The organism is Microcoleus sp. MON1_C1, assembly GCF_036701945.1.
GTDB lineage: Bacteria > Cyanobacteriota > Cyanobacteriia > Cyanobacteriales > Microcoleaceae > Microcoleus.
On sequence record NZ_JAUBRO010000048.1, the window covers coordinates 24,849 to 51,781 of the forward strand.

Sequence of the window (26,933 nt, forward strand, 5' to 3'; positions counted from 1 at the left end):
GGTTATTGAGAGCGCGATGGGTCGCAAGCCAGACACCAGTCTTAGTTATGGGTTATCTTGAAAAAACTTGTGTCCGCTTTTTAGGGGTTGCACCCGCAGGCAACTATTAGATTCCCCCCTTAATAAAATGCTAGAAACTGTCTACAAACACTTAGAAACATTGCAGGAACAAGCTAGGGAATTGCCACAGCCGCAACAGGCAATTTTCACAAAAATTTTGGAAGATTTATCAAATTCTTTACAGGAAATGGCAGGGAGCCGCTTGTTTGAAAGCGCCACAAATAACGCGGCTAAGCTGGTTGAAATTGAAAAAAATAATCGCCTCTTGGAACGCACTGTAGCCCAGCAAGTAGGGCAAATCAGACAGCTACGGGAGCAGTTGGAAAAACAAATCAGCCAGCATCGCAGGGACACTCAAGCATTAACTAAAAGTGAAGCAAAACTGCAAGCTATGCTGCGTAATTCTCCCGATCTAATTAGCATTGTTGGCTCGGACGGGCGAGTTCGATACCACAGCGGAACCCTACAGCGGCTTTTGGGTTACAACCCAGAAGAAAGAATTGGCAAATTTCACGGCGAGTTAATCCATCCCGACGATTTGCTGGCTTGGCAGACGTATTTTGGTAAGTTGTTAGAATCTCCAGGAATTGGGGGGGCAATCGAATATCGGAAACGCCACGCTGACGGTTCTTGGATCTACATGGAGTCGATAGGTAACAGTTTGCTTTACGATTCTAGCGTGCAGGGAATTATAATTAATTCGCGGGAAATAGGGGAACGAAAGCAAGCCGAAATTGCAGTCCGAGAGTCGGAACTCCACTACAGAGTTATGTCGCAAATTACTTCGGATTTTGCCTATTCTTTTAAAGGACTGCCCGACGGCAAGTTCGCCTGCGAGTGGGCGACAGAAGCTTTTGAGCGCTGCACCGGGATCGTTCCTGAAGAATTAGAATCGTTTGGTTGGTGGAATTCCGAACTCGTTCATCCCGACGATAGGGAAATGTTAATTAAACAATTAGAAGGCTGTAATTTCAGCCGCACTGGAGCTAATGAGTATCGCATTATTAATCAAAAAGGCGAGGTGCGCTGGGTGCGGGACTACTGGCAAGTGGTGTGGGACAAAACTGCTGAGCGGGTTGTCCGTTTGTGGGGCGCTTGTCAGGAAATTACCGATCGCAAGCAAGTAGAATTGAAACTGCAACTCGTTAACCAAGTTTTGCAAGCCCAGATAGCATCGGCGCCGCTGGCGATTAACTGTACCAGCAATGACGGCAATACCGTTGTTTGGAACCGCGCCGCCGAACAACTTTTTGGCTGGACTGCGGCTGAGGTTTTAGGGAAACCTTTACCGAATATTCCTGAAGGCCAAAAGCAAGATTTTTACGCGCTGCTAAAGTCTGCGTCTAATGGCCAACCGCAAAACGGTTTGGAAATATCTTTGTTGAAAAAAGACGGTAGTTCGATCGATGTTTGGCTTTGGGCCGCACGCGTGCGAGATCCGGGCGGCCAGACTGTCGGCAGTATCAACATCTTTTCCGATCTTTCAGAACGCAAGCGCATAGAGGAAGAGCGCCAAAAACTAGCAGCTATGAAAGATATGGAGGAACCTTTTTGGGCGCGCTATGTCAGCCCTCCAAAAACTCCGAAAAAAAAGGGCAGTGGGTAATTCTATCAAGCACAAGTTAAAATCATTAAAAGTGCGAAAGTGCAATCTTATGCTTGCAATATCCTTTCCGGTCAAATAACCTATTTGATGGAAGTCGTTCGAGCAGACATAATATGATAAATACACCGGGCTACTACGTGTAGTAGTTGCTATGCTGTACTGTGTAAAACTATAATTCCCTAAAAATAATTGATGAACCAGCTACCGAATTTAGTGAGGGAATCTATCGATAAAGTGTCAGCTTTTTCCAAGGTAAAACTTGTTGGCGCGGTAAATATTAGACTTGTTAAATACGCCACTAGAAGGTTTACTGATGCCCAGGTTTTTCCTGACTCCTGAAAGTGGCTAACTCTGCGTGAGTTTGGCAAGCTTCACTTGACTCAATGTAATCTAAGATATTGGAAATTACCTTAGAAAGGTGGATAGCCGAACGGTGAGCTTCTTGGATAAAATCTCTCTCCTCTATCGGATCGTCAGCTTGATCGTCTATGGTTAGTTGTAGATAGCCGATGATGTGATTTAGGGGAGTGCGGAGCTCGTGAGACGCCTTCAACAAAAATTGCTTTTTGAGCTGGGATAGTCCTTGTACTCGCTTGCTGCGCTCTTGGTAGAGGGTGGCGAGGGCGATCGCACTTCCTACTTGCTCGGCAAGTTCTTGTGCGAATTCGATCTGCGATTGAGTCCAAGGTCGATCTGTCTTACCCTTCCGCGACGATCGGCCCTTGGACTGATGCAAGCTAATTATGCCGTTAGCTTGCTGTTGATAAGCGGTAGCCACCACTAGCAGCGACTGCGGCCCAAAAGGGTCATTGGCTGCAAAGGACTCTACTACCACCGGTTCGAGGGTGGCTAGAGCTTGAATGAAATGAGGTGCTGCTGTGAGGGAGATTTCCATTCCCAGCATGGGTAAAAATGGTTCTTGGCAGTATTCAGCAGCTACTTTGACTTGCAGGCTAGAACTTTCATAGGGACAAATGATGCAGCGGCTGACGCCTAGTGTTTCTCCCAGACTGTTAACTGTTTGCTGCCAGATGCTATCGAGATCCAAGGTTCGACGAATCTTTCTGCCAATTTGGAGTAAAAGTTTTTGCGATTGAGCTGATATTTGCTGATTCATAGCAACCCTTTTTCTAATAGACTGGCAAAAGTTTACCATTCCGCCAACAGAGCAGGAATTACTGAATTTGCCAGTCTGCCGCTGGCCGACTTAGGGATTACGTAATTCTACTTAAATCTTCCCACACGCCGTTAAACATTACTAAGTAGTTTCGGTGTCTTTACAAGATCTTTATGATTTTCCCAGAGAACTGAGAGCGTCCAGTATGCTTAATAATCCTTTACAGTAGGGGGTTGGGAAGCTGAATCAGTCGTATAAGCTGGCATTAAGTTTTTGTAAAGCTGGCGGTGTGCGCGGGTTTACTCGGATCTGTGAGATCCCGGCGCACAAATAAAGATGAGCTTTGTTATCCGTACCCCGGATTCCATTGATGCGAATTCTGGGTGGGGTCGGAAGTGGCAGGGGCGATCGATCTCAGTTGCAAGCTCCCAAGGAGGGAGATTTGCGATGGAGAAAAGTTAAAATTGATACAGGGACGATCGAACTGTGTTGTAAGATAATTATCAATTATCGATGACCTTTATTCACGAAACGGAACTCACGGATACACGAATATAGCGATTTTTATAAGTAACGTACAGTTTGGTAATTGGTAATTGGTAATTGGTAAGAAAGCTGGCGAGTACCTCACGAAAGTTTAGAACCGCTATAGCTGTTTTTTTCCTGATTCCTGATTCCCTCTTGCTTCTTGCTTCTTGCTGATTCCTTCAACGTCCAGATAATCGATTACCGATGATTGACGGCCGATGATTAATTTTTAAATAGTGGTTCTTGATAAAGCGGCACCGTAAAAGTAACAGTCGCTCCCAGTCCTTCCCCCATACTGTAAAAATTTACTGTACCCCCCATTGCTTCTACCAGTTTTTGAGAAATAGCCAATCCCAAACCAGTGCCGCCGTATTGCCTGGTACGAGCGCCGTCTACCTGAAAAAACGACTCAAATAATTTATCCTGCTTGTCGAGAGAAACGCCAATGCCAGTATCAGCAACTCTAATTTTCACCATTCCGGGGAATTGCTGGTTGTGAACAGTCACCTTTTTCTTAATAACCTCGGCACTGATGCGAATTCCCCCTTCCCCGGTAAATTTAATAGCATTGCCCGTGAGGTTCAAGATTACCTGAAGCAGGCGTTGGTAGTTGCCGTACACAATAATGTCGTCCTCCACAGGGGGTTTTTGGATTTGAAATTGCAATCCTTTTTGCTGCACCTGAACCCGCGTAAAATTCTCAACTTGCTGCAAGAGTTCGCCGAGTTTGACGGGAGCGAGGTCTAACTCCATTTTGCCAGCTTCGATTTTAGCGATATCCAAAATATCGTTAATCACATTGAACAAATGTACTGCCGATCGGTAAGCTTCTTCGATAAATTGGTGCGCTTCTTCGGGGTCATCTGCCATGCCGTCCACAAGCAGTTTTAGGAAGCCGAGGATGCCGTTGAGGGGGGTGCGGAGTTCATGAGAAGTATTAGCAAGAAATTGACTTTTAAGTTGGGAAAGAGCCACGGCTTCGGCGCGGGCCTGTTCTAATTCTTGGTAAAGTGTAGCGTGGGCGATCGCACTGCCGACTTGAGCGACTAACTCGCGGGCGAATTCGAGTTCGACATGACTCCATTTCGGGGAACTGCCGCAGCGGTGCAAACATATCAGTGCATTGGGTTGGTCTTCATAGGAGGTAGCTGCTACGAGTACGGAATGGCGGTGGAAGGGATCGGTGGCGGGGGAGGCGTAATCGACTGCTACTGGTTTTAAGGTGGCTAAAGTTTGAATCCATCCTGGCTGTTCGGCTGCGCGCAGTTCTAATCCCAGCATAGAAGAGTAAGCTTCTTGGCGGTACTCAGCTACTACTTTAAAAGTTTTCGATTGAAGATTTTCGATTTGAGCTGGGGAAAGCGGGGGCGAGGGGTCGCTAGCTATTGAGTGTTGTAATTCGGCTGTTGCGGCGGTCGATTTTTGCTGATTTTCCGAGGCAAGGAAGGGGGAGGTTTCGAGATTTTCGCTGTCTTTTTTGTAGGAACAGATGATGCAGCGACTCGCGTTCAAAACTTGACCCAAGCTGTTAACAGTTTGCTGCCAAATTGTGTCTAAATCGAGGGTTTTGTGCAGGTTTTGTGCAATTTGGGAGATGACTTTACGGTCGATTTCCGAGTAGGGAGGGAGCGATCGACGACCGGGGATACGGCTCGCTGGAAGCGACATTAGTTGGCGGGCGTCCCAAGGGGACGGCAAAGCTCGATAGAGCATGAATTCTGGGGAGTCGGGCCGTCTGTCTGTGGGTTTGTCAGACAGCAGCCTTCCCATAACTAAGACTTTTGCAGCTTTGCCGTTTGAGTCGATCACCGGAGTGAGTGTCATATCGAAGAGAAAATATTGTCCGGCGTGGCAAAATGGATAGCTGAACCTTTGCGGTACGAGGGTTTCGAGTACCCGCCGCAGGATATCGAGATAAGGAGCAGGGACGAGGGGTTGCAGGGTTTCGCTGAGAGGGCGATCGACAATTTGTTCTGCTGTAAGGTTGTACTGCTCGGCTTTTTGCCAGTAAAAAGATAGATATCGACCAGAGGCGTCTTGGGTAAATACTAATTCTGCCCCTAACTCTTGAAAAAAAACTGTAGAGGCGAGGCTCGATCGCCGGAAATCTGTGTTAGAGTCCATCAGAGTAGGGGATGAAAGTAGTTCGGATTTTGGAGTATTGAGTTTTTAATAAAGAACTCAATACTACCCATTTTTTGGGGCTTCTACTGTTAATTTGTGAGTTATCAATTAAAAAGTTGTTGGCTTTTTCATTAAAACATTAATAGCTCAAAACTCACAATTTGCAAAAATTTTAGACTTCTACTGTTGAGTTTTGAGTGATTAATGAACTCATCAAATATTAATTCTTTAATTTTGAACTCAACTCACCACTCAAAACTATTCGTTCTCAGTCGTTTTGGGTAATTTAAAGATAAAAATTAAGATTGAGAAATTAGGAATCTGCACCGATTAACTATCTAGTGTGAAAATTACGCCAAAATATGAGGCTGCGAACAACTCTAATCAGGGAATGGCTCACGCATTTTTTCCCTCACCTGGAATAGTTCCGAGGTTGTGATTTAGCCGAGTTCACTCGCCCACCACCTGTAGCTTTAGCCACGAAATCTGCAGGAGATCGCCCGCGCGATCTAAATTTCACAGCCTGCAGATTTGCGCGCGCCGTCGGGGGCGAGAGCACCTCAGTCGTTCCATTCACCGCGGGGCGGGACTGGCGGGTTGCGACGCAAACCCAGAGCCAGTTCGTCTTCGCGGCGCTCGCCTCTGAGCCACTGCTTGATTGCTGTTTCAATGACTTTGCTGGGGTCATTCGTCAAGTGCTTAATTTGGTCTAGCAGTTCAGAATCGATATGGATGGACAGTTCGACTTTTTCTGACGAACTGTGGGAAGGTATTCTTGATTCGCTCATAGTTTAAAAATCCTAGTTTTAATTCTTAAGTTTCAATTCTTTTGATGACAACCGACTGGACTAGATATTGGAAGTCCCTGATTTGCACCCAACCTTTCCTCAACCGCTTAACCGCTTTCTGTACAATGAGAGAGAGAAAAGTTTTTTCCTTTTGGGTGTCCGGGCTCGTTTGGACACTTGAAAGGCTAATAACTGATACTCTTGAGGTTTGCCTCAGTTGTGGTTTCATCTCAATCCCCAGTAAGAGGTTGAAGTAAGCACTCTACTCTTGCTTGTGTGATCATACAACAAAAAGTATCCTTTGCCGATTAGCTCTTCGATAAAAAACATGACTAACGTCCCTGTATCTCGCATTCGCAATTTTTCGATTATTGCTCACATCGACCACGGAAAATCCACCTTGGCCGATCGCCTGTTGCAGGCGACTGGGACTGTGCAGGCACGGGAGATGAAGGAGCAGTTTTTAGACAATATGGATCTCGAACGCGAACGCGGCATTACGATCAAGCTGCAAGCGGCTCGAATGAATTACACTGCCAAGGACGGTCAGGAGTACGTGCTGAATCTGATCGACACTCCCGGACACGTGGACTTTTCTTACGAGGTGTCGCGATCGCTCGCTGCTTGCGAAGGGGCGCTGCTGGTGGTAGACGCATCTCAAGGCGTGGAAGCACAAACCCTGGCAAATGTCTACCTTGCCTTGGGAAATAATTTGGAAATTATTCCAGTTTTAAATAAAATTGACCTGCCCGGGGCAGAACCGGAACGGGTAAAAGGGGAAATTGAAGAAATTATCGGTCTGGACTGTAGCGGGGCGATTGAGGCTTCTGCTAAGGAAGGAATTGGTATAGATGAGATTTTGGAGTCGATCGTCGAATTGGTGCCGCCGCCGCAGGATACTGTTGATAAACCGCTCAGGGCGCTAATTTTTGACAGTTATTACGACCCTTATCGCGGGGTAATTGTGTATTTCCGGGTGATGGACGGAAGTGTCAAAAAGGGCGATCGAGTTTTGTTGATGGTTTCGGGTAAGGAATATGTCATCGATGAATTGGGCATCCTTTCACCGACTCAAGTTCAAGTAGACGAACTGCACGCGGGGGAAGTGGGTTATCTGGGCGCGGCAATTAAAGCAGTAGCTGATGCTCGCGTCGGCGATACGATTACTTTGGTCAAAAAGCCTGCACCGGAGCCTTGGCCGGGTTATACAGAAGCAAAACCGATGGTTTTTTGCGGCTTGTTCCCGATCGATGCTGACCAATTTCCCGATTTGCGGGAAGCTTTAGAAAAACTCGAACTCAACGATGCGGCGCTTTCTTACGAACCGGAAACTTCGAGTGCGATGGGATTTGGTTTCCGCTGCGGTTTCTTGGGTTTGCTGCACATGGAAATTGTGCAAGAAAGACTGGAGAGAGAATACAATTTGGATTTGATTGTTACGGCTCCTTCTGTGGTTTATCAAATCACAACAATTAAGGGAGAAGTATTAACAATTGACAATCCCAGCCACTTGCCCGATCCTCAGTATCGCGAGAAAATTGAGGAACCTTATGTGCGGGTAGAAATGCTGTCGCCGGAAACTTATGTGGGCGCGCTGATGGAACTGTCTCAAAGTCGGCGGGGCATTTTTATGGATATGAAGTATCTGAGTCAAGGCCGAACTACGCTGGTTTACGAGTTGCCTTTGGCGGAGGTGGTGACGGACTTTTTTGACCAGATGAAATCGCGATCGCGCGGCTATGCGAGCATGGAGTATCACCTTATCGGTTATCGCGAAAATCCGTTGGTGAAAATGGACATTTTAATTAATGGCGATCCGGTTGATGCTTTGGCGATGATCGTACACCGGGATAAGGCTTACAATGTGGGCCGCGGGTTGACGGAAAAACTCAAGGAGTTGATTCCTCGCCATCAATTTAAGGTGCCGATTCAAGCGACAATTGGCGCGAAGGTGATTGCTTCGGAGCACATTCCGGCTTTGCGGAAAGATGTGTTGGCGAAGTGTTACGGCGGTGATATTTCGCGGAAGAAAAAGTTGCTGCAAAAGCAGGCGAAGGGTAAGAAGCGGATGAAGTCTGTGGGTACTGTGGATGTGCCGCAGGAGGCTTTTATGGCTGTGCTGAAGCTCGATCGAGATTCGTAATCTGTGTGGCATTTTGTCAGGAACAGGCAAGATGCCTGTTCCACAAAGAGTCTGTTTTTTTGTAGTTGTTTGCAGTCATCTAGAACAGGCAAGATGCCTGTTCCACAAAGAGTCTGTTTTCTTGTGGGATGGGCATCTTGCCCGTCCCTGTGGGGGCCCAGAAACCGGGTTTTTTTCCCGAAAGACGCGTTACACACGGTAAATTCGGTAAAAAACCCGGTTTCTTTGTCGGAGTGCGTCCAGGAGTGTTTAAATCCAGATAAATACAAAGAGTTAGGGAAGTTAGATTAAGAGCGCTTCCCTACGGGATAACTACGCTTCACGCACTTTTGGAGCAAAAGGGCGATCGCACTGTGGCATAATAAAGTTTAGTTTTCAGAGCCAGAATTTATCAAATAGAATTAGGAACAATATGACAGCGCAGCCAGACTGCTCGATAATGCGCCGATAAAGTTCTAAGATTTCTGTTAAAGTTAGATAGCGCATTACGCGAGCTTTTGGTAAAGTTCAGCATTCTTTTTGAGGACGTATTCCATAGCATTTTGGAAGGATGCTTCGGGTGGTGCGAGCAAGTTTTCAGCGCCGGCAAGCAGTAATGCTTCTAGGGAAACGCCGAGGATTTTGGCGGTTTCTGGGAGCTTGTGCAGGCGATCGTCTGGAATTGTGATGGTAATCGTTTGCATTCTGTTTGTGGCTGTGACAATACTCTGAGTGTAGCACCTCAACTGTCTGAGTAGGAGTTAGGGTTTTTGAAAGAGCGATCGCACTTTTGGACATGAAGGGCGATCGCCATTGACCAAAAGAATTGGTTGAGCTAAACTAAAATTTAGTTTAAATTTCTTATAGTAGATGCACATAATCAGCTACCGACGGGTGCGTGAATACACCGAAACTCATGCTGATTGCCGGGAAGCTTTGGATAACTGGTTTAAAATTGCTAGCAAGGCTAAATGGTCTAACTTAGTTGAGGTACAATCTGTTTTTCCGAAAGCCGAAGCTGTTGGGGGGTTTACAGTTTTTAATATCAAAGGTAACAACTATCGATTAATAGTTAGTATTGATTATGAGAGTCAATTAATTTATATCAAATATATTCTCACCCATGCTGAGTATGATAAGGAGAAATGGAAAAATGACCCTTACTTTTAATCCAGATAAATACAAAGAGTTATTGTCTCAGTACCAGCCGAAAATAATTAGAAATGAAGCGGATAATGAGAAAGCTCTTGCTATTGTGGAAGAGTTGATGCACCAGCGCGAGCGCACTCCTGAAGAAAATGAGTTATATGAATTGCTGATTGCATTGATTGAAAAATTTGAGCAGGAATATTACGCACCAGGAACCACAGCAACGCCTCATTCAATACTGCTGTTTTTGATGGAACAAAGAGAGTTACAACCTGCTGACTTGGTGGGAGTTATTGGATCTGAAAAAAGAGTGTATGAAGTGGTTAATGGCCATCGAGATATTGGTAAAGAGTTGGCATTGATTCTGGGGAGTTTTTTTCATGTAGAGCCGAGTTTGTTTTGTAATTAAGGGAAGTGAGATTAAGAGCGATCGCACTTTTGGACATGAAGGGCGATCGCCCTTTTGCAAATAAACTATCAGAGATTACTCATTATCATCATCATTATCTTGAACTACCTTACTACTTAAAAGTCCGAAAATCGCACCCACACCCATATTCCAAGTGCTATTGCAAGTCTCAAAAATGCGAGCTTGTTGGGGAGATGGCCGATCTTCGGTACTAATTCGTAAAGAGACTCCTCCAGAAAGTAAGGTAAAAAAGATAACAGTGGCGAAGACGTACTGGAAAGGAGAGGGAGATTGAGGAGGAGTGTTTTTACGAGTCATTTTAGTAGATTTGGGTTTAGCAAGTGTCATATTTGGTTTAGCTTTCATGATTGCTACTTTCTTATTGGATATGTCTTAATCTTAAAGAGGAAAAGCTTGAAAGTCAGCCTGTGTATAGGTTTCACTTAGTATGAGTTTGGTATGCGTTTAGGATGCGTTTGGTTGGCGATCGCTCGCTATAATACTTAAAAGGTTTGTAATTTGGCTATGCCACAACCAACGCTCAAAGCATCCCAGGCAGGAATCGAAAAAGCAAAAACAGCTCAAACAGGTAAAGGCTGGAGTCGCCAAGACTTAGCCGATCGTGTTGTGCTGGGGGAAGGCAAACATTCACAGACAGGCATCAGTCTTGGTACAGTTAATAATTTTTTCACCTGTAAGGATATCAAGTCCCAGTTATTTGTGGGAATTTGCAAGGCTTTAGGATTGGATTGGCAAGAAATTCGAGAACCCAATGGAACGCCATCGCCCCAAAACTCATTACCAAATAACAATCCAATAGCAGAATTAGAACAGCTAAATATCAACCACAATAATCCCTTTATTCCCCAGCATGGCAAGATAGACGATCCAAAATTTTTCTTTGGGAGAGAAAGGGAAATTCGGCGGGTATTCGAGACGCTGAATAGTGGCAGTAACGTAGCAGTTATTGGTGAAAGCGCGATGGGCAAAAGTTCTCTGCTGCAAGCTATTTACCGAGAAGCACCAAATCAACTGCGTTATGCACGCCAACCCATTTACATCGATTTGCAAATTGTTTGCGATGAAGATGACTTTTATGGCGATTTATGCCACAAAGCAGGTATCGAGAAAGCGAAAGGAGGTAATCTGTCACGGGCTTTAGAATCGAACCCGCTGCTGTTACTTTTAGATGAAGTTGAGAATATGAGATGGGATGGGTTTACTAATCCAACACGCAGCTTATTGCGGGGTTTGACTGAGGGATCTAACCCACCTTTGCGTCTAGTTATCGCTGCGCGCACCTCTCTAGATATCCTATTTCCTGGAACAAATATGACATCTCCTTTCAAAGGACATGAGGAAACTCTGAAGCAATGGGATGAAAAAATCTGCCGTGAATTTATTGCTAGCCGCCTCCAGGCTTCCTGGTTAACACCTGTTGCTCAGCCAGTGAATTTTACTGAGGCAGAAATTGCGGGGTTAATTGCTGAAAGTGGCGGCTATCCTCAGAAATTGATGCAGTTGTGCTATCAAACTTATGCCCGTTATATCAACTAGGATTTACACATGGGGGCCCAGAAACCGGGTTTTTTACGAAAATATTTCGTTAGAGCACCGCAGATTCGGTAAAGAACTAGGTTTCTCACCACCCGTGCGTAAGTTCTGTTTATTCATCCCCACCTATTTATGAGTCAAAACCATCGCCCTGTTCCTCGCTTAGATTTAGCTCCCAAACTGAAGCGTCCTCTTTCTTTGTGGAATCCTTTAGATTACCTGCGATTGTTATATTGGGTGTTTTTCTTTCCTCAAGCTGTGCGGTGGTATGAGTCTACCTTTGGGGGGGAATCTAATTTACAAGACGCCAAAACCTGGCGAGAAAAGTGGGAGTGGTTGCGTCAAAATTCCGTCCAGCGTCAGTTAATTCTACAAGCCTTGATATTAATCATTGTTATCCCCGTAGGCTTGAGTAGACTTTTCGAGGAAATAGGCATTTCTATCGTTTGGTTGGGCGTTTGGTTGGGCGTGGCGTTGGGCATGGCGTGGGGCGTTTGGTTGGGCGTGGCGTTCGGCGTGGTGTCCGGCCTGGCGTGGGGCGTGGCGTTGGGCGTGGCGTTCGGCGTGGTGTTGGGCGTGGCGTTGGGCGTGGCGTCGGGCGTGGCGTCGGGCGTGGCGTCGGGCGTGGCGTCGGGCGTGGCGTCGGGCGTGGCGTGGGGCGTGGCGTTGGGCGTGGCGTTGGGCGTGGTGTTGGGCGTGGCGTTGGGCGTGGCGTCGGGCGTGGCGTCGGGCGTGGCGTCGGGTGTGGGGTTGGGCGTGGAGTTGGGCGTGGGGTTGGGCATGGCGTCGGGCGTGTCGTGGGGCGTGGGGTTGGGCGTGGGGTTGGGCGTGGTGTTGGGCGTGGCGTTCGGCGTGGCGTTCGCACGTCCTGAAAATTGGCTTTTCGCTGTACCGTTTAGCCTACTCCAGCGTCAACAGCAAAAGAGACAATTTCCCCACATTACCCCACTTCCTCTTCCCTACCTGTCTTCTCAAATAGCTAATTGGCTGAAGGGGGATTGGGAAACAGGATTGCACAACATTAACCAATTACTACGATTTACCCTTCAGTTTATCCCTGTTGTTAAAGCTGTAAATAGCGTGCTAGCAGAGACGCCAAAAGAACAACTTATCGATCGCGTCGCTCAATTATCAGAAGATCCTTATGATTGCGAGTTAGTGCGTTTTGCCTCCGCTTCTCTCAGTGAAGTAATGAAGTCAGAAGCAGTAGCAGGTTTTTTTATCATCACACCTTGGCTACAACAAATTAAAGCTCTTTTTCAAACAGAAATTCGTTTAGATACTCCTGCGCGTGCCTCTGCTGCTGGTTTCTGGTATCTCCACGAGCAAGAACCAGACAAAGCTACAGAGGCTTTCGCTGTAGTGCGAGATCTGCTTTATGGAGACGAGATGTTTACCTTAGCGCAGATTCTCACAGATTTTCACCAAACAGCAGAACTAGCGGAGATTGCTTCCCTTAAACTGCCTGCTTCCCCAAATCCACCTCTGCTGCGTGAGACTTCTTGGAAAGCAATTGCCTCTCTACGGCGGGTAATTGCCGATGTTCAACTTGTCCAGAATAGCTTATCTCATTCTGCCCGTTCCTTTGCCCTCAACCGAGCATTAGGTCAGCTTGCAACTATCCTCAAGAATGCAGATATTATACCACAAGCCGAACGAATTTTAATTATTAAAACTGTCATACAATGGATAGACATATTACTACCATTGACAGGTAAAATCGGAGATATTTCGATTACTCAACCTGTCCGTATTCCCTATGTAATTGGCGATCCAGTCCAAGGCAAGCTATTTGTCGGCCGCGAAGACATCATCAGACAGCTAGAGGAGTTGTGGGTAAAAGGCAATCAGCTTCAATCTGTGGCTCTCTACGGTCATCGGCGGATGGGAAAAACTTCGATTTTGTTGAATGCTAGCAACTGCTTAGGCTCAAAAGTACAGGTGGCTTATGTCAATTTGCTGCGCGTAGGAGATTGCTCTCAAGGAGTCGGCGAACTGCTAATATTCATCACCGATGCCATTGCCAAAACAGTCAAGATTGCACCTCCTGCCGATCGCGATTTACTCGATTTACCCTATCTCACTTTTGGACGCTACATCGAACAAGTAATAGCAAACGTAGAAAGTGGATTGATCGTTGCTTTAGACGAGTTTGAAAAAATTGAAGAATTGATAGACGCTGGGAACATCAATCAAGATTTTATCGGTTTTTTGCGAGGGATGGTGCAAATGAGTTCTAAAGTAGCCTTTGCTTTTGCCGGATTGCACACCTTGGATGAAATGACCGAGGATTATTTCAATCCTTTTTTTGCTAGCATTATCCCCATCCGAGTAGGTTTCCTGAGTCAAGGTGCAACTCGCCAAGTTTTAGCCAATCCCGATGAGGATTTTCTCCTCGACTACAAACCAGAAGCACTCGATCGCATTTATGAACTAACTCATGGCCAACCCTACCTCACGCAATTGGTAGGATTTCTGTTAGTCCGCCTCTACAACGACCAAGTATTTGAAATGGGACGCCCCCGCGATCCAATGTTTACACTAGAAGACGTAGCAACTGTCATCAATGACCCGGAATTCTTCAGCAGAGGTCGCTACTATTTTACAGGAGTTTGGGGTCAAGCAACGCAAGGCCCATCCGGACAACAGGAGATTTTAAGAGCATTAGCACCTCACTTACAAGGAATGAACCTCGACACGCTGAGTCAAGAAACAGGGATGGATGAGACAAGTTTACAGGAAGCACTAAAAACTCTCGAACGCCACGATGTGGTTCGAGAAGTTGATGGTTGCTACTGTATTACTGTCGAACTATTCCGCCGCTGGGTTCAGATGTCATTGGGAGGGAAGGGATAGTTAGTTATCCCTTTGAGTATTCGGCGGTTGAAAGCAATCCTACACACACTCTCGTCCCAGCAGATGGGGACTAAGAGACAAGCGATAAAATTAATATTACTATTCTGCCAAATATTTACATTATTGGCGGCCCTAATGGTTCAGGCAAAACTACAGTTTTCCAGAGATTGTTACCTAATTTTTTAGCTCGACATAATTTCTCTCATATTGCTTTTCAGATAAATCGACCCTGGTTTTTTCAAATAAGCCCGTGAAGCGCAGCTATCCCCTAGGGCATCGCCCAGCCTCAGAGCGAAGTCATCAAATAACCAATAACAAATAAAAGAACTATTGTCAACAGTGTTTTTTCGGAAATATTAAAGCTTAAATAAAAATTGCTACTGAGAGTGGCGAAATATAGCACTTTGTTCAAATTTTTTGAAAATGCTAAGTTAATTAAAGATTTAATAAAAGTGACGCATAAGTCTTTACATTGTCGATCGCAATTTTGTTATTCTATTAGTAAGTTTCATTCTAGCGACTGAATTTTTGTACCCCAGTCCTACCCCTAAACAGAACGGCAGTTTCCACAATGAGAATTTTAGTCACAGGCGGTGCGGGTTTCCTCGGTTCCCACCTAATCGATCGCTTAATGGCCCAAGGACATGAGGTAGTCTGCCTGGATAATTTTTATACGGGGACTAAACGCAATATCCTCAAATGGCTGGACAACCCGTATTTTGAGCTAATCCGCCACGACATCACGGAACCGATTCGGTTAGAGGTAGATCAGATTTACCATCTGGCTTGTCCCGCTTCCCCGATACACTATCAGTACAACCCTGTCAAGACAATTAAAACCAACGTCATCGGCACGATGAATATGCTGGGGCTGGCTAAACGGGTGAAAGCAAGATTCTTTCTGGCTTCCACTTCCGAAGTGTACGGAGATCCTGACGTACATCCGCAAACAGAAGATTATCGCGGCAACGTTAATTGTATCGGAATTCGCAGTTGCTATGACGAAGGGAAGCGAGTAGCTGAAACCTTATCTTTTGATTACCACCGTCAAAATGGGGTAGACATTCGAGTTGTGCGAATCTTCAATACCTACGGCCCTCGGATGTTGGAAAATGACGGCAGAGTAGTGAGCAATTTTATTGCTCAAGCTTTGCGGAATCAACCGCTGACAGTATACGGCGACGGTTCCCAAACACGGAGTTTTTGCTACGTTTCTGATTTGGTGGAAGGATTTATTCGTTTAATGAATAGCGACCAAATCGGGCCGATGAATTTGGGGAATCCCGGTGAATACACTATTTTAGAACTGGCAGAAAAAATTCAAAATATGATTAATCCAGGGGCAGAAATTATCTTTAAACCGCTGCCGGAAGACGATCCAAAACAGCGACAACCGGATATTACTCGTGCTAAAACTTGGTTGGGGTGGGAGCCAACTGTGCCGCTGGATCAAGGTTTAGAGTTGACTGTGAAAGATTTTCGCGATCGCATTGAGGGCAACCAAAAGTAGAGACTGAGAGAAGGGGAGACTGGGAGAGTGGGGCAGGGAAAAAATCTTCCTTATTCCCAATTCCCAATTCCCAATTCCCAATTCCCGATTGCCATCTAATTTTTTTACTAACTTTGAGGACATTTGTATGCATGTTTGCGTCATCGGTACAGGATATGTTGGCTTAGTCACCGGCACTTGTTTGGCCCACATCGGCCACCACGTGATTTGCGTAGACAACAACGAAGAAAAAGTTAAATTAATGAAGTCTGGACAGTCGCCTATTTTTGAACCCGGACTGTCTGAATTAATGTCCTCTGCATCTGCGTCGGGCAATCTAGAATTTACTTCGGATTTAGCAGCAGGAGTGGCTCACGGGGACATTTTGTTTATTGCCGTGGGGACGCCTCCTTTGCCTACTGGGGAAAGCGATACTCGCTACGTGGAAGCGGTTGCTCGTGGAATAGGAGCTCACCTCGAGGGCGATTACAAAGTCATTGTCAATAAATCTACGGTGCCCATCGGTTCCGGGGACTGGGTGCGGAGGATTGTCCTCGACGGTTTGGCGGAACGTCAAAAAGCTCACACCAATGATGTGGCTACGGGTGAGGAAGTAGCCGCAAAAAAAGGTGTGGTATTTGATGTAGTTAGCAACCCGGAGTTTTTGCGGGAGGGCTGTGCTGTTTTCGATACTTTTAATCCCGATCGCATTGTTCTCGGCAGCAACTCTCGGCGGGCGATGGATATGATGCTACAGTTATACCGGCCGATTGTCGATCGCAAGTATGCAGAAAATCCGTCTTTGCCGGAGGTTCCTGTGGTGATGACTGATATCAGTTCAGCGGAGATGATTAAGTACGCAGCTAATGCTTTTTTGGCTACGAAGATTAGCTTTATTAATGAAGTTGCTAATATTTGCGATCGCGTCGGTGCAGATATTACCCAAATATCGAAAGGTATCGGTTTAGATTCGCGGATTGGTAGCAAGTTTCTGCAAGCTGGCATTGGTTGGGGCGGCTCTTGTTTCCCGAAAGATGTCTCAGCTTTAGTTCATACTGCCGAGGATTACGGTTACGAGGCGCATTTGCTGAAAGCGGCAGTGGAAGTAAACGAACGCCAGCGGTTGATTGCTATTGAAAAGTTGCAGCAAGTTTTGAAGATTCTCAAAGGAAAAACTGTCGGCCTTTTGGGTTTGACTTTCAAGCCGGATACTGACGATTTGCGGGATGCTCCAGCGCTGAATTTAATCGACAATTTGAATCGGTTGGGAGCGAAAGTTAAAGCTTACGATCCGATTGTTTCTCAAACAGGGATGCGTCACGGTTTGTCGGGAGTTTTGGTAGAAACCGATCCGGAAAGACTGGCCGACGGTTGCGATGCTTTGGTGTTGGTGACTGACTGGGAACAGTTCCGCAATTTAGATTACGAGAAAATGGCGAAGTTGATGAATCATCCGGTGATGATTGATGGTCGCAATTTCTTAGACAAGAAGGCTTTAGAAGCGGCTGGTTTCCAATATCTGGGTATTGGAAGGTAAAGGGTGAGCGTGAAGTTGCGATCGCGATTATATCTTGAGGATAGCGATCGCAACTTATCCGTTAGAGAGAATAAGTGCGATCGACAGCACCCATTCCCTATAATTATACTTAGTTACCTTGGTCTTTTGGTTGCTTTAGATAAGAGTTAGCCCAAGCATACTGACGCGGGTCTTCTTTCAGCAGATACTCTACAACTTCTTGAAGCTTGACCTCATCCTTGATATTTTTGACCATTCGTTTGAGTTCGTAATCCTCATCTCCCAGTTCAGCACCCCGTTTAATTGCCTCGTTTTCCCAAAATACATAGTCCTCGTATTTCTGTTGTCTCTTACAAATTGTTGCCATGAGAAGGTAAGGTTCATAACCGTGAGGGCAATAGTCAATAGCTTGTTTTGCACACTTTTCTGCCTCACTAAAATTTTCAACATCTCGGAAGGCTGTACCTCTAGTCGTTAACAGTGCTGATTTTAGTTCATCTCCTGGTATTTTATTGAAATTCAAATTATTTGTCAGTTCCGATGCTTTTTGGGGATTTTTTGCCTTGCGCCAATCACTGCTAGCACTGACCAAGTTCCATTTATTGCCAGTACGCTTGTACTCCTGTTCGTAGAAAGTTGCTTCAAGCGTGTGGTGAGCTATAGCAATTTTTCCATTAGGGGATAGCTGATCATTAACTATTAGTTGAGCAACCATCAAGCGATCGAGTCTTTTTCCTTCCTCTAATTGTAGCATAATCTCGTAAAGAGTTTCGGGCGGTATTTCACTCCTTAGAGCTACAAACTGATACTTAGCCTTGAGTGCTGCAAAGTGTTTTTGCTTTAAAAAAGCAAGGATATCTTTACATTCGTTAAGTTTTATCCATTCAACTTCTGACTCATTTAATTTTTCTCCTAATTTTATTTTCTCCTTGAGGGAGGTAGCATACTTTTCATGAGCAATTGTCAAAGTATCAGTCAGCCTTTGTTCTTGCAGACAGCAAATTTCTTCCTCCTCTAAATGATTATCTCCTTCCAGCTTTTGGAGAATTTTGTAAAGAGGGCTAGAAAGCGATAAATCTTCATACTGATTGGCTTTGTACTTAACTTTCAATCGAGCAAATTCCCGCTTTTCCGCTCTTTGCTGATTGATAGTAACAATTTCAAACAGTTTCTCCTGCACTAGCCAGTTAATTTCATATTCATTCAGCAATTCTTCTGAATCTACTTGTTGCAGAATAGGATATAGAATGCTATCGGAAAATTTCCCCTGATTCCTACTGACTTGATATTTAGCCTTAAGATGGGAAAAGTCAGCTTCTTTTTCAGCCTCTACTTGCCAATACATTTCAAGTGTTTCTAGCAAGTCGTTAGTTATAATCCAGTTACAATCAGCATCGCTTAAATGCTCTCCTGCTTCCAGTTTATTCAGAATTTTATACAACGGACTATCAGGAAAAGCACCTTGATATCTAGTCGCTTTGTATTTATCCTTGAGGGCTGCAAACTGTGCCATTTCTTGAGCAATCGCTAGCGTCTCAGTTAGCCCTTGCTCTTTTAGATAATTAACTTCCGACTGGATTAATTGATGTTCAGAGTCAAGTTTCCAAAGGATAGGATACAAAGGACTAGATAGCCGCAAATCGTGACGCTTTGTGACTTTGAACTTAGACTTCAGTTGATAAAATTCTGTATCGACTTTTCGGAGTTCTTCTGCTCTACGTTGGGGTTCATACTCGATAGCTTCTATTGTTTTCAAAAGCTCTTGCTCTTGTAACCAATTCCACTCGAAGTCAGTAATTTCAAATTCTAAATCAGCTTTTCGCAGAATGAGATAGAGAAGACTAGAGGGTGATAAATCTTCATAATTAGTTGCTTGATACTTGGATTTAAGGGCTGCAAAATGTTGCACCCGGACTTGCAAATCGTCGTTGCTCATGGTCAAAGTTGATTTATACTTCTAGCTGCTACACATGCATCTCCGAGCATTCCGCGATCGCCCGGAGTCAAAATCCCAACTTTTTAACTGAAGATTAATCCAAATACTTATTATTTTAACTTAATCGCTTTCAATCACTACAGCTACCGCTGTCAATCACTCAAATTTTACAAAAAATAACATCTAACCCCCTCCCTCATTCCATCAAATCATTCGCCGCCAATTCACCCGGATAAAAGCGATCACTCAAAATCTCTTTTTTTAACCACTGATTATGAATAAATCTTGTTTATTGTCGATCGCCAACGTCTACAATGAGACAAATCAGTCGATCGCACTCCTGAGCGTAAGGTGCTCCGTGCTCACCTTACGCTTGAAAACTGTTTAAAAATTTTCCATCAATGCTTTTTCTTGGGCGTAAACATCTCGTAGCTGTTGCAGTGCTGAGGCAGAAATTACCGATTTAACTGTCGCTACTAATTTGCCCCACTCAAGCAAGCTGTCAACTGAAACAGCGGCTTTGAAGTTGTACGTATAGAATTTAGTCCAAAATTCTGGTGCTTGTGTCCGTTTCCAGCGTTTGTACCATGCGACAAAATCTTGAGTACAGGGCGCTTTTACTTCTAGGATTGGCGGAAAATCGGCGTAGCTGACAAATCGACTGAGGCCTTTGGCATGAACGTACACCACGTTGTGGCAGCATTCGATCCGGTATATCTGTTCGGGTGATATGTTGAACAGGAGTGCCACTGTTTCTTCGGTGACAAATCTCGATCGCGGATTGACGATCGACGATTTGTGAATAATTTTTGATGCGCCGATCGCTGACGATCTTAGCTGATTTTCTGATATCATTGTAGTTGCATCTGGTGGTGGTAGCTAAATCTATCTCTGCTAAGTGCGATCGACAGAAATTATCTGTCGGGATTAATTTTAACTGGCGATCGTCTTTAGTTTGCAGACCGGGGGCGATCGCTTTTTGATATATTATACTAAATCCAAAATTTTGTAAAGAGTGAATATGAGCAAAGGCTTAGTCAGGTTGCGGGTTCGAGAGTTGGCTGCCGAGAAGGGATGGACGCTCAAGGAAGTTGCGGAGCGATCGGGCGTGGGCTACAGTACGATTAGCAATTATGCCCGTTCTCAGGGGATGGCAATGGTTGACTTTGCAGCAGTCCACAAGCTGGCTCGAACTTTTGATGTGATGATTGAGGATTTCGTGGTAATCCTCGAAAAATAGTGGAAAGTTTTGCCTAAATTCAATGTTTGAGCGATCGACCAAAGGCAGATGCGAACAAATTCTTTAACCTACAATACTAATTCAAAGATGCCATCACCGAGCCTCCCAAAGACTCCCCCAAACCATGCCCAAGCCAAAAAAGACCCCCGCCAAAACCTACACTGAAATCAACCTCAGCGATCCTCAATATTACTTCAACCGAGAACAAAGCTGGCTAGAATTCAACAACCGGGTGCTCCACGAAGCCCTCGACCCCCGCACGCCCCTCCTAGAAAGGCTCAAATTTCTCGCTATTTTTAGCTCCAACCTAGACGAATATTTTATGGTGCGCGTGGGCGCCCTCAAACAGCAAGTACACGCAAAAGTCAGCAAATTGACCTCCGACGGCAGCACGCCTCAACAACAGCTAGATGCCATTAACAAGCGGCTTTTGCCGATGGTTACTCAGCAGCACTCGTATTTTGAGCAAACCCTGCGCCCGAAACTAGCAGCAAGCGAAATCTACATTCTCGACTACATTGACCTCAATCAAGAACAGCGCAATTACTTGCACCGCTACTTCAAAGAACAAGTATTTCCCGTACTCACTCCCCTAGCAGTTGACCCCAGCCACCCATTCCCCTACCTTTCCAATCTCAGCCTCAATTTAGCAGTAGTAGTCAGAGACCCCGACACCCGGGAAGAATTATTTGCCCGCGTCAAAGTACCGCAGGTTTTGCCGAGGTTTTTGCCGCTGCCGGGGGATTTGCAGTGGCAGCAGAGGGGCAAATCTCCTGTTTGGACTGGCGTGCCCCTAGAACAGGTGATTGCCCACAATTTAGAAGCTTTGTTTCCGGGGATGGACGTTGAGGAATATCACCCGTTCCGCATTACTCGCAATTCCGATTTGACGGTGGAGGAAGATGAGGCAGAGGATTTGCTGCTGGCAATAGAACAGGAACTCCGCAAGCGCCGGTTTGGAGGTTCTGCGGTGCGGATGGAAATTCAAGCGATTATGCCGCCTGCGCTGCGAGATATGCTAATGGAAGAGCTGGATCTCGGTGAGCAAGATGTTTACGTCGTAGAGGGGCTGCTAGGCCTCAAGGATTTGATGTCTTTTGTGGGGTTGCCGGTGCCGGAACTGAAAGACCCGCCTTGGACTCCGGTTGTGCCGCCGCGCTTGCGGAACTCTGAATCGGCAAGGATTTTAGACAAATCGAGGTTGGATGCTGAAGATGGTGAGGATATTTTCACGACCATCCGGCAGGGGGATTTGATGTTGCACCATCCCTATCACTCGTTTGCGGCGACGGTACAGCGGTTTATTACTGAGGCGGCGAACGATCGCTCCGTGTTAGCGATTAAGATGACTTTATACCGCACTTCTGGAGATTCGCCGATCGTCAGCGCCTTAATTCAAGCAGCGGAAAACGGCAAGCAGGTAGCCGTTTTAGTAGAGCTCAAAGCTAGGTTTGACGAAGAAAATAATATTAATTGGGCTCGCAAGTTAGAACAAGCTGGAGTCCACGTAGTTTACGGTTTGGTGGGACTCAAAACCCACACCAAGATTGTGATGGTAGTGCGTCGCGAGGACGGGTACATCCGCCGCTACGTCCACATCGGCACCGGTAATTACAATCCCAAAACAGCCGGACTGTATACCGATGTGGGTTTGTTGAGTTGTCGCGAAGATTTGGGATCTGATTTGGCGGATTTGTTTAATTATTTGACTGGTTATTCGCGGCAGGTATCTTATCGCAAATTATTGGTGGCACCTGTCAATATGCGCGATCGATTTTTAGCTTTAATCCGCCGCGAAGCCGAATTCTGCCGCTTGCAGGCTGAAGGCGGTATCGGTAGCTGCGGCCGCATTGTCGCTAAAATGAACGCTTTAGTTGACCCTCAAATCATTGTTGCTTTGTACGAAGCTTCGCAAGCGGGAGTTAAAATTGATTTGATTATCCGGGGGATTTGCTGTTTGCGTCCCGGCGTTGAGGGTGTTAGCGAAAATATCCGAGTTATCAGTATTATCGGTCGTTTTTTAGAGCATTCTCGGATGTTTTATTTTTTCAACGGTGGCAACGAAGAGGTGTATATTGGTTCTGCTGACTGGATGCAGCGCAATCTCACCAGACGGGTTGAGGCCATAGTTCAGGTGGAAGACCCGACAATTGCCATGGAATTGCAAGAAATTTTGGGAGTAATGCTGGCTGACAACCGCCAAGCTTGGGATTTGCAGTCTGGGGGACACTACTCTCAGCGGCGGCCGCCTGCTAACTGCCCGGAGGTGAGTTCTCAGCAAATTTTGATGGATATGGTGATGAATTAGTCAGTCAGTTGTCAGTGGCCATTAGTCAGTAGTCAAATTTGCAGTTAGCAGTGGTCGGTTCTGGTTAGCTATTAAGCTGTACTGCATTTAATTTTCACTTTTAGGGCGGGCTCTCCGGCCCACCCCACAAGATTTTTAGTAAACACAACTATAGCAATCCTTGCAGGATTTGTGGGATGGGTTTCTAGCCCGTCCCTCCCAGTTGTGGGATGGGCTTCTAGCCCGTCCCGACTAGAAACCCAAATCACGTTTATAACTGACGAAAGGATTGCTATTTGCAAATTAAATGCGCGGCAGGTTAGCGCACTACTGACTAATGACTAATGACAACGGACTACTGACTACTTAACTGTTAAAAGTGCGCTTGAATTCTTCTAAGAGATCATCAATTTCTTCGATCGCCTGACTCACATCTATTCTCAGGGCTCCCAAGTCCGATCGATCTAAAAGCCGCACGAGGGATTCCCGCTTGCTCTCGATCTGTGCTACGCGATCTTTGAGTGTTTGTGCATCCATGGTTTTTTGCCTTTGCTACTATTAACAAAAATATTTGACATTCCCCCCTGCGAACAGACGGGGATTCTTAATCCACCGACATACCTTTTTGGGCAAATCCTTCACTGTTTTTATATGGGAAGTGATGAACCTGCTCAGGGTTTTTGGGTCTGTGTTATAGTTTGATTGTACATCAAAACGTCCCCCAAACTTCAGCCAAATTTTAGCGCAAAAAAGGCGGACGTTTGGTATCTGCGGGTTTATTTTTCATCATTCCAGCTAAAAATCGCTTCAGTGCCTTCTCCCGGTTTTTCATAAAAGCAGCCCAAAATCCCGGTTGATATTCATCCATCGTCTTGGCTAGGGCCCAGACATCGATCGCTAAGATATTATAAAGCCTTTCATCTTCGCGTTTGAGCGAGTTAATCTGCTCCAAAACCGCCTTGTTTGCTCCAGCAGTTTGTTTGTCTTCGTCTTTAATCATGTCCGAAAAATGGTTGAAAGGGCAAGAGTGTCTGCGATCGCCACTCTGTATACTTTGATGATACTGCCGATCTCGATTGCCTTCTGGAACCAACGCCGCGCAATTAACACGGATATTTACCGATGGCGTGCCCGGGCGAGTCCGGCAGGATAAGCTTCTGAACCTAGAGACAAGACTGTGGATGCACACCGCTCCCGCGCTCATAGATGCTAGCAGTTTTTGCAGGTCTTTTGGCAAAAAAACTAAATTTATTCAAGACTTTTTGACAGATAATAATTAAAGTATATTGTTGATTCCAGCTAACTACCTCACTAATATGTTACGCAAAATTTCTTTAGCAAACCTAGCCTTAGTTGTGGGCGGTATTATAGCAGCAGTCGGGTTCGGAGCCTACTTCACAGACAGACCTACCCTGAACCTAGCCGGTTTTTTTTATGGAATTCCGCTGTTGCTGGGAGGTTTGGCCCTGAAAGCGGCTGAACTCGAACCAGTGGAGTTCACGGAACCGACTTCTCCCGAAGTTCTTCTCCTGCGAGAAAGTCAAGCCACCGATACTCAAAACCAAGTCCGCAAAGATATCACCCGATTTCGCTACGGCCAACCAGCGCACTTAGATGATGCTTTGGAGCGCCTGGGCCTGGCCCCGACAGACGAGGAACGACCACTCCTGCAAGGGTTGCGGGAAGTTAATGTTGACGGTGCTTATGGATTAATTCTAGAGTTTTATTCGCCGCTAATGCCGAGCGACCTGTGGGAAGAAAAGCAAGACAAAATAGCTACTTTTTTTGGACCAGGTTTGCGCGCACAAGTGAGTCAAAAGGCTGGTGACAAAATTGAATTGGCTCTAATTAAAAATACTCAAGCTTAAAGTAGTCTTAAGTTTTGAGTGCGTGAATTTTGAATTCATCAATTAAACATTAATCCTGTATCAGCTTAGATACTGATTTTAGCGGCAGCTTGAAACCTGTCGCTATCAACACAAACTCAATCCGCAACTGGGCGATCGCGCAAATTAGATTTTCCTTAATTACAATAATAGTTGAGAACCGATCGGCAATCTTAAATCAGGAGAAGCAAAAATGGTTTCGTCCGAGAGTAGGATAGGTATTATGGGCGCCAGATCATCAGGGTTTGTCAGTTGCAGTTAAACAAGCGTCGAAGTCGATGATACCAGTCTCAGTTGCAAATAATCCTGGCTCAGTCTTGAGTAGGATAAATGAGCAGGTTAAATCCGCCAAACTAAATTATTGACAACAATCTATAGGGAAAACAGGGATACGCCTATGTCAGAGAACAGAGTTTCCATCACCGCCAAAGTACCTTTAACTGCTCAACAGCAGTGGGAAACTTTCATGGCCGATCACTGCGGACGTTGGCAAGGGGTATTGGTTAGATATGATGCCGCAGGGCAGGTTCTCGATATTCTTGATTCTGTACGGAGTTTCATTCCTTCTGACGATCGGCAAACTGTCACCCATTCCCTCGACTTCAGGAGTCGGATGACAGAAACAGTAACGCAGAAACAATGGGTTTTGACCTTGGGTACTCCGCTGATTATCCATCCGGTCGATCCAGAGGCTTATCTGCTTTTTAATCCCCATTCTTCTGACACAATGGTTGGGCACGATCGAACAGGTTCAAGATTCTATTTTGAGCCTTACCTCTTGGCATCAGGAAAAAGAACAAGTGTGGTGGTGATGTACTACAAAGACGCCGCCAATATCTCTCAGCCTCACCTGTTTTCATTGTTTAGAGAGAGCAAGGAAGAGGTAGCGGAACCTTGGTGGTCCCAACAAACTCACTGCAGGATCGATCGAGTCAACGGCCTCAAGCTTCCTGCTCAAACCACAGGCGCGACCTATGTTTCATTGGATGAGATGGCTCAACTGCCAGTTCCTCCTCAACCGAGTGAAATACAAGGCGATTTTATACAAATCCAATTTCCAGATGCCATAGAGGTTGTTCTTTCGAGCGATCGATTCAAGACTCCATATTATGCCTCCATGCGTTGGACCCCAGATACCACTGATACACAGCGAAGCTGTACTTTAATCTACGAACAACCGGATCAAAAGGCTGATGTATTCGCCATTTAACAGCCTCAAATTTCCACTTCTGGATGAATGAGCTGGTATCCTTCTGCTTTGAGCTTCTGATTCGATATGCGCCGACTATTCGATCGCTCGGTTGTATCTGACCCATCCCATTCTACTTCAGGTAATTCGTAGCGATCGCAGAGTTGTTTAAACAATTCACGAGCAGTAATTGGAACATCATTCACTAGGTTATAAACTCCTTGTAATTGACGAGCGAGCGCCAACTCACTTGCTGATACAATGTCGTCCAGATGAATCCAGTTCGTGAAATGATTGCCTGTGCCTGGGCGAGTTGTGCCTGCAAGCTTACTTAACCGTTTCTTGAACTCGCGATCGGGTCCATAAATGGCTGCTAGGCGAAAGATACATACTTTCAAATCTTGGCTGGATGCTGACAGCAAAACTTGCTCTGTCTCATGTAAAATCTCTCCATGTCTGTTAGCTGGTGCCACAGGTGAAAGTTCACTCACCCAGGCTCCATTACTATTGCCATACACCGCCGAACTACTGGTATATATGAGGTGTTTTATGTTGGGAAAATGCTTCAAGGCAAGAACAAGGTTGTTGGCCGTATGCAGGTATGTCTCCTCGTACATATCGGAATCTACTTGGTGGTTTGCTGTAGGAGCGAGACTCAGGAAGACCACATCTTGATTTTGCAGGATCGTGTGTAATGTCTCTTCATCGCAGCGCTTCAGGACGATCGCCTCGTTGGCCACTTTCTGTAACTCCCCCATCCGGTCTTGCGTTGTCGTCGTTGCAGTAATTACGTGACCCAGGTTCCGCCAATGCTGGGCAACGGCACTTCCAACATAGCCACAACCAATAATTATAGCGTTCATCCGTTTTTTCAACTTCTGATATAGAAGGCTCTAGATTGCATCCAAGATACCAATATATCAAAGTTACAAAACTTTACGCACTGTTTTATTGGATTTGCATTCTGGGCATTTCCTGCTACTTTTTCTCCATATCATCCCTCTATAGCAATTCCATTTGAGATGTAAATATGGATTTCTCTGGTAAAATAGGAAAGTTTGATAATAAATGAAAGGG

The 26,933-nt window shown here is 45.6% G+C and carries 22 protein-coding genes; 12 read left to right on the top strand and 10 right to left on the bottom strand.

Annotation, left to right across the window (positions count from 1 at the left end):
- Positions 1-127: 127 nt before the first annotated feature.
- Complete coding sequence (locus tag QUA62_RS23005) at positions 128-1,666, top strand: PAS domain S-box protein (RefSeq protein WP_333407005.1); 1,539 nt, start codon at positions 128-130, stop codon at positions 1,664-1,666.
- 307 nt (positions 1,667-1,973) lie between these two features.
- On the opposite strand, the gene QUA62_RS23010 is transcribed toward QUA62_RS23005, so the two are convergent.
- From QUA62_RS23010 to QUA62_RS23020, 3 genes are all read right to left on the bottom strand, one after another.
- Positions 1,974-2,783, bottom strand: a complete 810-nt coding sequence (locus tag QUA62_RS23010; protein ID WP_333407006.1) for a GAF domain-containing protein — start codon at positions 2,781-2,783, stop codon at positions 1,974-1,976.
- Positions 2,784-3,533: 750 nt separating this feature from the next.
- The gene (locus tag QUA62_RS23015) at positions 3,534-5,435 is read right to left on the bottom strand and encodes an ATP-binding protein (protein ID WP_333407007.1); all 1,902 of its coding nucleotides are present in this window, start codon (positions 5,433-5,435) and stop codon (positions 3,534-3,536) included.
- Positions 5,436-5,995: 560 nt separating this feature from the next.
- Positions 5,996-6,223 (bottom strand): type II toxin-antitoxin system CcdA family antitoxin, encoded by a 228-nt coding sequence (locus tag QUA62_RS23020; protein ID WP_006632513.1) that lies wholly within the window; start codon positions 6,221-6,223, stop codon positions 5,996-5,998.
- A gap of 328 nt (positions 6,224-6,551) precedes the next feature.
- On the opposite strand from QUA62_RS23020, the gene lepA reads away from it, so the two are divergent.
- Positions 6,552-8,366, top strand: a complete 1,815-nt coding sequence (gene lepA, locus QUA62_RS23025) for a translation elongation factor 4 (protein WP_006632512.1) — start codon at positions 6,552-6,554, stop codon at positions 8,364-8,366.
- Positions 8,367-8,851: 485 nt separating this feature from the next.
- Here lepA and QUA62_RS23030 read toward each other — a convergent pair whose 3' ends face one another.
- Positions 8,852-9,049: a DNA-binding protein gene (locus tag QUA62_RS23030; RefSeq protein ID WP_333407008.1), complete on the bottom strand. Its 198-nt coding sequence runs from the start codon at positions 9,047-9,049 to the stop codon at positions 8,852-8,854.
- Positions 9,050-9,215: 166 nt separating this feature from the next.
- Between QUA62_RS23030 and QUA62_RS23035 the strand changes: the two genes are divergently transcribed.
- Both QUA62_RS23035 and QUA62_RS23040 read left to right on the top strand, forming a co-directional pair.
- Positions 9,216-9,515 (top strand): type II toxin-antitoxin system HigB family toxin, encoded by a 300-nt coding sequence (locus QUA62_RS23035; protein ID WP_333407009.1) that lies wholly within the window; start codon positions 9,216-9,218, stop codon positions 9,513-9,515.
- Positions 9,499-9,903 (top strand): transcriptional regulator, encoded by a 405-nt coding sequence (locus tag QUA62_RS23040; RefSeq protein ID WP_333407010.1) that lies wholly within the window; start codon positions 9,499-9,501, stop codon positions 9,901-9,903. The genes QUA62_RS23035 and QUA62_RS23040 overlap by 17 nt, the downstream gene beginning before the upstream one ends.
- Before the next feature lie 75 nt (positions 9,904-9,978).
- Here QUA62_RS23040 and QUA62_RS23045 read toward each other — a convergent pair whose 3' ends face one another.
- Positions 9,979-10,269, bottom strand: coding sequence for a hypothetical protein (locus QUA62_RS23045; RefSeq protein ID WP_333407011.1), 291 nt, complete (start codon positions 10,267-10,269; stop codon positions 9,979-9,981).
- A gap of 159 nt (positions 10,270-10,428) precedes the next feature.
- Here QUA62_RS23045 and QUA62_RS23050 point away from each other — a divergent pair, with 159 nt between their 5' ends.
- The 4 genes from QUA62_RS23050 (at position 10,429) to QUA62_RS23065 (ending at position 17,339) form a co-directional block, all read left to right on the top strand.
- On the top strand, positions 10,429-11,460 hold the full coding sequence (locus QUA62_RS23050; RefSeq protein WP_333407012.1) for an nSTAND1 domain-containing NTPase: 1,032 nt from the start codon (positions 10,429-10,431) through the stop codon (positions 11,458-11,460).
- Positions 11,461-11,589: 129 nt separating this feature from the next.
- Positions 11,590-14,313 carry a helix-turn-helix domain-containing protein gene (locus tag QUA62_RS23055; protein ID WP_333407013.1) on the top strand — a complete coding sequence of 908 codons (2,724 nt, stop codon included), beginning with the start codon at positions 11,590-11,592 and terminating at the stop codon, positions 14,311-14,313.
- Between the two features lie 571 nt (positions 14,314-14,884).
- Positions 14,885-15,823, top strand: a complete 939-nt coding sequence (locus QUA62_RS23060; RefSeq protein WP_006632506.1) for a UDP-glucuronic acid decarboxylase family protein — start codon at positions 14,885-14,887, stop codon at positions 15,821-15,823.
- Between the two features lie 127 nt (positions 15,824-15,950).
- Positions 15,951-17,339, top strand: coding sequence for a UDP-glucose dehydrogenase family protein (locus QUA62_RS23065; protein ID WP_190657789.1), 1,389 nt, complete (start codon positions 15,951-15,953; stop codon positions 17,337-17,339).
- A 109-nt stretch (positions 17,340-17,448) separates the two neighbouring features.
- Here QUA62_RS23065 and QUA62_RS23070 read toward each other — a convergent pair whose 3' ends face one another.
- Together QUA62_RS23070 and QUA62_RS23075 are read right to left on the bottom strand one after the other, a co-directional pair.
- Positions 17,449-19,254: a hypothetical protein gene (locus QUA62_RS23070; protein WP_333407014.1), complete on the bottom strand. Its 1,806-nt coding sequence runs from the start codon at positions 19,252-19,254 to the stop codon at positions 17,449-17,451.
- Between the two features lie 384 nt (positions 19,255-19,638).
- Positions 19,639-20,109 carry a hypothetical protein gene (locus tag QUA62_RS23075; RefSeq protein WP_333407015.1) on the bottom strand — a complete coding sequence of 157 codons (471 nt, stop codon included), beginning with the start codon at positions 20,107-20,109 and terminating at the stop codon, positions 19,639-19,641.
- Positions 20,110-20,275: 166 nt separating this feature from the next.
- Between QUA62_RS23075 and QUA62_RS23080 the strand changes: the two genes are divergently transcribed.
- Positions 20,276-20,494: a helix-turn-helix domain-containing protein gene (locus tag QUA62_RS23080; RefSeq protein ID WP_006632503.1), complete on the top strand. Its 219-nt coding sequence runs from the start codon at positions 20,276-20,278 to the stop codon at positions 20,492-20,494.
- A 124-nt stretch (positions 20,495-20,618) separates the two neighbouring features.
- On the top strand, positions 20,619-22,802 hold the full coding sequence (ppk1, locus tag QUA62_RS23085; RefSeq protein WP_333407016.1) for a polyphosphate kinase 1: 2,184 nt from the start codon (positions 20,619-20,621) through the stop codon (positions 22,800-22,802).
- Between the two features lie 345 nt (positions 22,803-23,147).
- Here the strand turns inward: ppk1 and QUA62_RS23090 are convergent, their stop codons facing one another.
- Both QUA62_RS23090 and QUA62_RS23095 read right to left on the bottom strand, forming a co-directional pair.
- Positions 23,148-23,318, bottom strand: coding sequence for a hypothetical protein (locus QUA62_RS23090; RefSeq protein ID WP_333407017.1), 171 nt, complete (start codon positions 23,316-23,318; stop codon positions 23,148-23,150).
- Between the two features lie 202 nt (positions 23,319-23,520).
- Positions 23,521-23,781 carry a hypothetical protein gene (locus QUA62_RS23095; protein WP_006632500.1) on the bottom strand — a complete coding sequence of 87 codons (261 nt, stop codon included), beginning with the start codon at positions 23,779-23,781 and terminating at the stop codon, positions 23,521-23,523.
- 316 nt (positions 23,782-24,097) lie between these two features.
- Between QUA62_RS23095 and QUA62_RS23100 the strand changes: the two genes are divergently transcribed.
- Together QUA62_RS23100 and QUA62_RS23105 are read left to right on the top strand one after the other, a co-directional pair.
- Complete coding sequence (locus tag QUA62_RS23100) at positions 24,098-24,649, top strand: DUF2854 domain-containing protein (RefSeq protein WP_333407018.1); 552 nt, start codon at positions 24,098-24,100, stop codon at positions 24,647-24,649.
- Positions 24,650-25,064: 415 nt separating this feature from the next.
- The gene (locus tag QUA62_RS23105; protein WP_333407019.1) at positions 25,065-25,877 is read left to right on the top strand and encodes a DUF3598 family protein; all 813 of its coding nucleotides are present in this window, start codon (positions 25,065-25,067) and stop codon (positions 25,875-25,877) included.
- A gap of 5 nt (positions 25,878-25,882) precedes the next feature.
- Here QUA62_RS23105 and QUA62_RS23110 read toward each other — a convergent pair whose 3' ends face one another.
- A complete protein-coding gene (locus QUA62_RS23110) occupies positions 25,883-26,719 on the bottom strand; it encodes an SDR family oxidoreductase (protein WP_333407020.1) in 837 nt (278 codons plus the stop codon).
- Positions 26,720-26,933: the final 214 nt, after the last annotated feature.

Bases quoted from the DNA above. Each gene is read 5' to 3' on its own strand.
- QUA62_RS23090 (WP_333407017.1), bottom strand. From the start codon at position 23,318: ATGGATGCACAAACACTCAAAGATCGCGTAGCACAGATCGAGAGCAAG.
- QUA62_RS23005 (WP_333407005.1), top strand. From the start codon at position 128: ATGCTAGAAACTGTCTACAAACACTTAGAAACATTGCAGGAACAAGCT.
- QUA62_RS23050 (WP_333407012.1), top strand. From the start codon at position 10,429: ATGCCACAACCAACGCTCAAAGCATCCCAGGCAGGAATCGAAAAAGCA.
- QUA62_RS23070 (WP_333407014.1), bottom strand. From the start codon at position 19,254: ATGAGCAACGACGATTTGCAAGTCCGGGTGCAACATTTTGCAGCCCTT.
- QUA62_RS23060 (WP_006632506.1), top strand. From the start codon at position 14,885: ATGAGAATTTTAGTCACAGGCGGTGCGGGTTTCCTCGGTTCCCACCTA.
- QUA62_RS23055 (WP_333407013.1), top strand. From the start codon at position 11,590: ATGAGTCAAAACCATCGCCCTGTTCCTCGCTTAGATTTAGCTCCCAAA.
- QUA62_RS23040 (WP_333407010.1), top strand. From the start codon at position 9,499: ATGACCCTTACTTTTAATCCAGATAAATACAAAGAGTTATTGTCTCAG.
- QUA62_RS23105 (WP_333407019.1), top strand. From the start codon at position 25,065: ATGTCAGAGAACAGAGTTTCCATCACCGCCAAAGTACCTTTAACTGCT.
- QUA62_RS23035 (WP_333407009.1), top strand. From the start codon at position 9,216: ATGCACATAATCAGCTACCGACGGGTGCGTGAATACACCGAAACTCAT.
- QUA62_RS23045 (WP_333407011.1), bottom strand. From the start codon at position 10,269: ATGAAAGCTAAACCAAATATGACACTTGCTAAACCCAAATCTACTAAA.
- QUA62_RS23110 (WP_333407020.1), bottom strand. From the start codon at position 26,719: ATGAACGCTATAATTATTGGTTGTGGCTATGTTGGAAGTGCCGTTGCC.
- QUA62_RS23075 (WP_333407015.1), bottom strand. From the start codon at position 20,109: ATGATATCAGAAAATCAGCTAAGATCGTCAGCGATCGGCGCATCAAAA.
- QUA62_RS23100 (WP_333407018.1), top strand. From the start codon at position 24,098: ATGTTACGCAAAATTTCTTTAGCAAACCTAGCCTTAGTTGTGGGCGGT.
- QUA62_RS23065 (WP_190657789.1), top strand. From the start codon at position 15,951: ATGCATGTTTGCGTCATCGGTACAGGATATGTTGGCTTAGTCACCGGC.
- lepA (WP_006632512.1), top strand. From the start codon at position 6,552: ATGACTAACGTCCCTGTATCTCGCATTCGCAATTTTTCGATTATTGCT.
- ppk1 (WP_333407016.1), top strand. From the start codon at position 20,619: ATGCCCAAGCCAAAAAAGACCCCCGCCAAAACCTACACTGAAATCAAC.
- QUA62_RS23030 (WP_333407008.1), bottom strand. From the start codon at position 9,049: ATGCAAACGATTACCATCACAATTCCAGACGATCGCCTGCACAAGCTC.
- QUA62_RS23020 (WP_006632513.1), bottom strand. From the start codon at position 6,223: ATGAGCGAATCAAGAATACCTTCCCACAGTTCGTCAGAAAAAGTCGAA.
- QUA62_RS23010 (WP_333407006.1), bottom strand. From the start codon at position 2,783: ATGAATCAGCAAATATCAGCTCAATCGCAAAAACTTTTACTCCAAATT.
- QUA62_RS23080 (WP_006632503.1), top strand. From the start codon at position 20,276: ATGAGCAAAGGCTTAGTCAGGTTGCGGGTTCGAGAGTTGGCTGCCGAG.
- QUA62_RS23015 (WP_333407007.1), bottom strand. From the start codon at position 5,435: ATGGACTCTAACACAGATTTCCGGCGATCGAGCCTCGCCTCTACAGTT.
- QUA62_RS23095 (WP_006632500.1), bottom strand. From the start codon at position 23,781: ATGATTAAAGACGAAGACAAACAAACTGCTGGAGCAAACAAGGCGGTT.